This is a genomic window from Streptomyces hainanensis (assembly GCF_004348415.1).
In the GTDB taxonomy this organism is placed as follows: domain Bacteria; phylum Actinomycetota; class Actinomycetes; order Streptomycetales; family Streptomycetaceae; genus Streptomyces; species Streptomyces hainanensis.
In genome coordinates this window covers 1-5370 of sequence record NZ_SMKI01000502.1, presented here as the reverse complement: position 1 = coordinate 5370, position 5370 = coordinate 1, and the positions used below count along the sequence as shown (strand labels likewise).

Genomic DNA, 5370 nt, shown 5'->3' with positions numbered 1-5370 from the left:
ACCCAGGCCCTCGCCGACATCCCGGGCCCCACGACCTCCCACGCCCTCGCCGACCTGTCGGCGGACGCCGACCCCGCCGTCGCGCTCACCGCGACCTACCTCCGGCGGCTGCGCGACACGCGATGACGGAGCACCGCGACCGCCGCAGCGGAAGTCCCTACCGGATCGGCATCACGGTGACTCCCCGGTGATTGGCCCAGGCCTCCGCCGCCTCGGCCACCGCCCTGAGCCATGTCTCCTCGGGCCGGCGGAACGCGAACTGCCAGTACATCCGCACCTGTGCGGCGGCGAAGGCGTCGATCGCCTGTGGATCCGCGTTCACCCACGCCTTGCAGCCGGTCGCCCAGGACTCGGCGGCCTCCGGGCTGTGCCCCGCCGCCACCAACTGCACGACGAGAGTCGCCGGATCGATGAATGCTGCCCCTCTGCTGGGCCACGCCCAGTCCACGATCCACGAGCCCTGTTTCCCGAGCACGAGATTGTTCCCGTTGATGTCCGTGTGGAGCAGGACGTCCCCCCGGAACAGCTTCCCTTCCTCTTCAGGGGCGAACCGATCCCACCGGGTCTCCACCCATCCTCGGGCGACCTCAGGGAGGCTCAGGCCTGCCACGCGGTTGAGGAGATCCACCACTGTCGGCAGGTCTGACGAACCGGGGGCGAAGCTAGACGATCGACAGTCCAGGGTTTGGAAGCCCAGAATGATCCATTCACCGTTCTCGGCCGTCCACAGCAGTGGCGGAGATACGGAGCGTACGAAAGGGTTGATTGCCTTCTCCCGCATGAGGGAGTCGCGCCCCCCACCGGGCTGATTGCGCATGGCCTTGATGAAGAACGACCCTGCCTCGCCCTCGATCAGAGTCGTGATATCCGAACTGTAACCGCGTGAGCTGGTAGGGCGGATGGTCTTCGACTTCCCCGTATACGGTTGAATCAATGCCTCGATCTCCGGGGTGAGATCAACTGGCATGAATTCCTCACCTTCTTGGATCACAGACGGACAGCGGAGTCCCCGGTTTGCACTCCTGATCATCGGGATGGCACGCCGGGGGGAAGTCACCCTTTGGGTAACACGGGGTCTGAGCAGGGTAACAGGGGGTTTGATCGGGATAGCACCTCTGCTTCGGACCGCAGTTGTCCGGACCGCAATCCCGCACCGGAGGGGAGTGTCCAGCAAGAACGGCCCTGCGGATGGTCGCATTCGCCGCAGCCATGGCGCCACTGTCGAGGATGGTGGCCAAAGGGGTCTCGCGGACGTTGCCGACAGCCAGCCAGTCGGCGAAGACGCAGGGCGCGACAGCGCCGTCCGGCCCGATGGCGGCCCTGCCGTCCCCGCACCGACCGCAAAGTTCGCTCGGGTCAGACACCCGTTCCCCGGCTCCGCGTCCGAAGGGGCGGACGTGATCCACGCCGATCGTTCTTACCCCGAGGCTCCGCAGCTCTGCTCGTGCATCGCCCACTCGCTGGCCCTCGTCGGCCGCGACGATGCCGACCCGCAACGGGATTCCCAGGCGGACCGCCTTCTCGATGTTCGCCCGGGTCCGCGCGTGGCTCGGCCGGCGGGTCATCGCGTTGTGCTCGGCGGCCTGGTCGGAGTAGTACGAGGTCGCGAGCGCGACACCCGGCCGCCGGAGCAGGCGCCACCACGCGTCGGCGACGTGCACCAGGTTGCTGTACACCTCGACCGCCAGGCCGATGGTCAGTGCGCGGTCCACCAGTTCGGCCGCGTGCGGGTGCATGGTCGGTTCTCCGCCGATGAGTTGGACGTGTCTGACACCGCAGCCGGCGGCTTGGTCAAGCAGGTTGCCCCAGTCCTCGCGGCTCATGGCGCCATGGTCGCCGTCCGGACCTGAGGCGTTGTAGCAGTGCACGCAGCTCAGCTGGCACTTTCGCGTCAGGTCCAGCCAGAGGAAACGTGTGGCAGTCCTATCGATTGTCTTCACGGCCACCTCCTGGAGACGGCCCGACAGGGCCGAGTAATCCCGTTGGGAACAGGTCAGGTGTCTCGGGTAGCGCCTTCGGGCCAGAGCACGCGCACCGGGACGCCGGTGCGGTGGGCGTATGCGACCACGTCGGCCGTTCCGCCGTACCCTCGGGCCGGTTGGCCGTCCCAGACCGCGACGAGGCGGTCGACGAGCCCGACGAGGATTTCACTACCTGCCATATGTGCCTGAGAGTCGGATTCCGCAAGTCCCGTGCGGTGGACCTTGGCCGCCGCGGTCAAGAGGGCGTCGTACTCGGCGTGATGCCATTCCGGCAGGCCAGCACGATAAGCGTCGGCGGGGATCACCACTTCTATCCGACCGCCGAGGTCGAGCACGGCACGCGCGAACCATGCGTCCGGGCCGTCCGCGATGCACGAGACACCCACCAACTCGCCCTGGGAATACCGGAAGAGTTCAGCGCGGATCGCCTCGCGAACCTGATTCCCCAGCTTGTCGGCCAGGCCACGGTGCCCGGTGATGCCTAGACGCATGTTTCTCCTTACAGATGGGCGTCGTGCAGCAGCTCGTCGAACTCACGCACGACGCGCGGTGGAGTTCGTGACTTGTAGGCACGGCGTAGAGTGCGGGCACGTTCGACGGTGCGTCCGGAACGGTAACGGAGCCCGGTCTCCAGGGCCGTGCGGGCCATTGCGAACGCGCCATCGAGTCGGCCAGCCGCGAGATGGCCGTGGGCGATGTCGAGCAGGAGAAGGGCACGTTGTTTCTCGTGTCCCGAGGTGAGCACCGGATCGGTGGCGTCCTGTGCTGTGGAAATCCATTCGGTAAGGCCGAGTCGGACGCCGCACGACAGGCGGGCGGCGGCGACCTTGGCCTGGTTGAACGGGAACACCCATGGCCAAGGAGGTGGGGCCTCATCGGCGAGGTGATCCGTGGCGTCTCCGGCCGCGTTGAGGGCGCGGTCGGCGGCGGCCGCAGCACCAATGGCGGCATGAGCCAGGGCTTCGATCGTGAGAAGCCAGGCGTCGGCCACGGCCATGGGAGAGTCGAGCTGCCGACGCGCAGTGGTGACGAGGGCCAATGCCTGAGCACCGTTTCCGGTGTGCGCCTCAAGCTGGGCCATGCTACCGATCTGGTAGGCCGTCAGCAGGTGATCGCCAGCGCGCCGGGCGGCGGTGATCGATGTGCCGTACCAGGTGCGTGCCGACCCGAGGTCGCCCATGTCCCAGGACAACCACCCGGCGAGGCTTGCGGCCTCACTGCCGGCTGCTGCGAGCCGTGCACGCTGTCGGTCGTCTTCTTCTCCCTGTGCGAGATTCTGTACCAACTGTAGGTGTGCCCGAACGGGTTCGATCAGCTGTCGCGCGGGTGTAACTCCGTCGAGGCGCCGGTAGGCCGTCGTGGCCATACGGACAGGGGCGGTCTGGCTGTCGTCTGTGTGCCGGTCGGGTGCGATGGAGGAGATGACCGGGGCGGCCGCGGTTGCGGCGGCCGCGGTGAGGAAGTTCCGCCGTTCCATGGGACCGGACACCTGTACTCGCTCTGCTAGGCCGACAATCCCCAGAGGGATGCGGAGATGGCTGGCCACCCTGGCCAGCACCGCCATGTCGTACGACGCGGCCCCGCGACTCTCCAGCCGGGAGATGGCCGACTGGCTGAGCCCGCTGGCATCGCCGAGTTGCCGTTGAGACAAGCGGGCATCGGTGCGGGCCAAGCGCACAACTCGTCCATAGTCACCGTTCCTGGATGCCTCGCGGATCGACCGCGTAGACCAGTTCATACGTCACCGCCTCCATGCATTGGTACAACGCGTTGTCCGGATTCCGGCCATGGATATGCGCTGGCCGCATATCCGTATGCGGCGCCGGGGTGGTCGCTGGCTGGGCCGAGACGAACTGCGGTTGCCTCAGCGGACTACCCGCTGTCAATCGGGAGATACGCATGGCGATCACACCGCTCCCCGCTTGGAATCCGCTCAGCAACCGAGGTATCGGAGCTGTACTCGAGAAGCGGCTCTTCGGACCCGGCCACCGAGTGTTGGTGTTGCCGAGCCGGACGGGGGCCTCCCGTGGCTGAGCCTTCTCTTCCCGCGCCCGTGCCCTTCCTGAACACCGCGACGAGCACGCCCGATCTGTTGTCCTGCTTCCTGCGGCTCGGCGATGTCACGGCCGGGATAACGCGGCGGCTCGATGGTGACGAGTGCGCGCGCTGCGGAGCCACGGACGGACTGCGTCCGGGGGGCCACGCCTACACGCTCACCCGCAGTGGATGCCTGGGTTGGGCGGTGCGAGTCTGTGACGGCTGTCCGCCGGCCGTTCCGGTCGGTGCCGAACTGGCGGCGGCCGTGGCGTGGGTGGTGGCGGCCGGGGCCCGGAGAGAGGACGTGCTGGCGTCCTGGCCGTGGCGTCGTGCGGTGCCCGTGCCTGCGGGGCGTGCGTGGGACACGGTCCGGGTCCCTCGTCCGGTCGGTCTGGCGGTTCTCTCCCAACTCCCCCACCACGTCGCGGCGATCGGACCGGTGCTGGAGGTGCCGGCACGGAACACGGTCGAGTTCCTGGTTCCGCCCGGCACGTCAACCACTTGGCCGACGGATCTCCGGAGGACACGTGGTTTCTTCTGTGTCGGTGACGGTGGGAACAGCAAACTGCCGGCGCCCGACCTGACCGTGGCGGACGGGCGTCGGGCCCGGTGCGGGCGCCACTGGCTCACCCGGCTGCAACTGGACCGGACCCCGACCACGCATGGGGGAGCCCTGCTGGAGTGTCTGATGGCGGAACCGCGGCCTCGGCGGAGCGGGGGCGTCCGTGTGCGCTGACCGGAACGGCGTCACCCTTCGCTGGGGAACGCACGAGCTCATGGGCGAGCGTGTCACCGATCAGGCTGGACGCGTGGGCCGCCTGGCGGCCGTGCTGGAGTACGTGGCTGACCGGACGGGCCTGGTCGTGCGGGCCGAGGCGCATCTGCGGCCGGTGGACGGCGGCGGCTGGGAGTGGACGGCGGATGCCGGGTGCCTGACCCGGGACGCGGGCGAACTCCGCGGTCACGAGTCGTAGTGCGTCACCATTCGCCGCGCCGCCGCGGCCAACGCGTCCCGGAGGGAGGGCGGCGTGAGGACGACCGTCTCGGGGCCGAGGGACAGCAGCTGCGAGTATGCGACCTCCTCCGACTCCACCGCCAGGGTCGTCGTGATCCAGCCGGCCGCGTCGGGTGGGGAGGCCGTGGCCAGGGCCTCGGTCGCGGCCTCGCGGTCGGTGACGCGGGGGAGGGCGCGGGCGCCCGCCGGGGTGAGGCGGAGGCGGACCTCGGCGCGGAGGAGGGAGCGGGCGAAGGCGGCGGCCTGGGCCGTCCAGAAGGTGGGGAGGTCGAAGGACTCGTCCCGCGCGAAGCGCTCCTCGGTCGGCGTGACCGAGACGAAGCGGGAGACCCGGTA

General features: G+C 68.8%; 6 protein-coding genes and 1 pseudogene. 2 read left to right on the top strand and 5 right to left on the bottom strand.

Annotation, left to right across the window (positions count from 1 at the left end; translation table 11 throughout):
* Positions 1-126: pseudogene (locus E1283_RS39215) on the top strand (MerR family transcriptional regulator); the annotation flags it as partial.
* 31 nt (positions 127-157) lie between these two features.
* Here E1283_RS39215 and E1283_RS31155 read toward each other — a convergent pair.
* The 4 genes from E1283_RS31155 to E1283_RS31140 all read right to left on the bottom strand — a co-directional run bounded on the left by E1283_RS31155 (position 158) and on the right by E1283_RS31140 (position 3720).
* Complete coding sequence (locus E1283_RS31155) at positions 158-967, bottom strand: protein kinase (RefSeq protein ID WP_132821526.1); 810 nt, start codon at positions 965-967, stop codon at positions 158-160.
* A gap of 7 nt (positions 968-974) precedes the next feature.
* On the bottom strand, positions 975-1868 hold the full coding sequence (locus E1283_RS31150) for a radical SAM/SPASM domain-containing protein (protein WP_425086260.1): 894 nt from the start codon (positions 1866-1868) through the stop codon (positions 975-977).
* A 125-nt stretch (positions 1869-1993) separates the two neighbouring features.
* Positions 1994-2473, bottom strand: a complete 480-nt coding sequence (locus tag E1283_RS31145) for a hypothetical protein (RefSeq protein WP_132821524.1) — start codon at positions 2471-2473, stop codon at positions 1994-1996.
* A gap of 8 nt (positions 2474-2481) precedes the next feature.
* Positions 2482-3720, bottom strand: coding sequence for a helix-turn-helix domain-containing protein (locus E1283_RS31140; RefSeq protein ID WP_132821523.1), 1239 nt, complete (start codon positions 3718-3720; stop codon positions 2482-2484).
* A gap of 1108 nt (positions 3721-4828) precedes the next feature.
* Here E1283_RS31140 and E1283_RS37645 point away from each other — a divergent pair.
* Positions 4829-4993, top strand: a complete 165-nt coding sequence (locus tag E1283_RS37645; RefSeq protein WP_165956310.1) for a hypothetical protein — start codon at positions 4829-4831, stop codon at positions 4991-4993.
* Here E1283_RS37645 and E1283_RS31135 read toward each other — a convergent pair.
* Positions 4981-5370, bottom strand: a 390-nt coding sequence (locus E1283_RS31135) for a helix-turn-helix transcriptional regulator (RefSeq protein WP_132821522.1), incomplete at its 5' end; no start/stop codon positions are given. The genes E1283_RS37645 and E1283_RS31135 overlap by 13 nt on opposite strands.

Excerpts from the sequence above, each read along its gene's own strand:
- E1283_RS31155 (WP_132821526.1), bottom strand. The coding sequence starts at position 967 with ATGCCAGTTGATCTCACCCCGGAGATCGAGGCATTGATTCAACCGTAT.
- E1283_RS31140 (WP_132821523.1), bottom strand. The coding sequence starts at position 3,720 with ATGAACTGGTCTACGCGGTCGATCCGCGAGGCATCCAGGAACGGTGAC.
- E1283_RS31145 (WP_132821524.1), bottom strand. The coding sequence starts at position 2,473 with ATGCGTCTAGGCATCACCGGGCACCGTGGCCTGGCCGACAAGCTGGGG.